This is a genomic window from Aliivibrio sp. 1S128, assembly GCF_001691065.1.
Lineage (GTDB): Bacteria > Pseudomonadota > Gammaproteobacteria > Enterobacterales > Vibrionaceae > Aliivibrio.
In genome coordinates this window covers 1-861 of sequence record NZ_MAJV01000065.1, presented here as the reverse complement: position 1 = coordinate 861, position 861 = coordinate 1, and the positions used below count along the sequence as shown (strand labels likewise).

The following is an 861-nucleotide window of genomic DNA, read 5'->3' as shown; positions in this document are numbered from 1 at the left end:
CCCAAGAATAAATTGTATTCACTTTGTAAAGTTGATCTCTTAGCCGTTTTTTTTGTTCATCTGCATTCATTTAGTTCACATCCACATTAATTGTTCTAATAGCAGATTCTTTAAATGCAGGTGATATATCAAGCTCACCTTGGCTATTACCTGAAGCAATATAACCTAACTTTTCATGCTCTGATGCTTGCCAGTTAAAAGGCATATTAACTAAGATCGTAATGGTATCTCGGATTGTGCCGCCTAAATCTAACTGATAAATTGGATTTCCCATGTCATCTTTACTCCAAATACCATTTTGTTCGTTTACTACTACCGCTGATTTTAATGAAGAAGTCACATAACTATATTTATTTTGCGCTAGCTTGTTAGGAGGAGTAGAAAGTATTGTTTAATCTTATTTGAGGCTTATAAATAAATCACTCTGCAATTTCATCTTGTTGATAAATTGGATGCTTGTATTGATCATTTAATCTTTTGATCTCCATGATTTCCATATTTATAGAAAGTGATTGTAAGTTGGTAAGTAACTCCATTTTTTCTTCGAGAGTCGAAGTGTATACAAGGCCTTTATATTGAAGCTTACCTTTTTCTGGGATAGTAAATGACACTACTCCATCATTCCTTATATGAAAAACAACACTACGCTCATCAATGAATATATAGCTCTTATCTACGGTTGACTGGAAATTTGTCATCCCAAATGACATGAGCGCAAAGGCCCCTGCGCCAACAAAAGCCAAAGGACCAAACATAAAAGCAACAATAATACAGACCACAGTGCCAACCCAAGCAAAGCCTCGCGCGATTTTATAAGCCACTTCAGGGATCATGTCTTGTTCTGTATAATGAATCCCCATT

1 protein-coding gene and 1 pseudogene are annotated in these 861 nt (G+C 35.4%); both read right to left on the bottom strand.

The genetic code is table 11. The features are described 5' to 3' along the window. Positions 1 to 70 precede the first annotated feature (70 nt). Positions 71 to 340 (bottom strand): hypothetical protein, encoded by a 270-nt coding sequence (locus A6E03_RS09220; protein WP_065600699.1) that lies wholly within the window; start codon positions 338 to 340, stop codon positions 71 to 73. 79 nt (positions 341 to 419) lie between these two features. After that, positions 420 to 861: pseudogene (locus A6E03_RS09215) on the bottom strand (hypothetical protein); the annotation flags it as partial.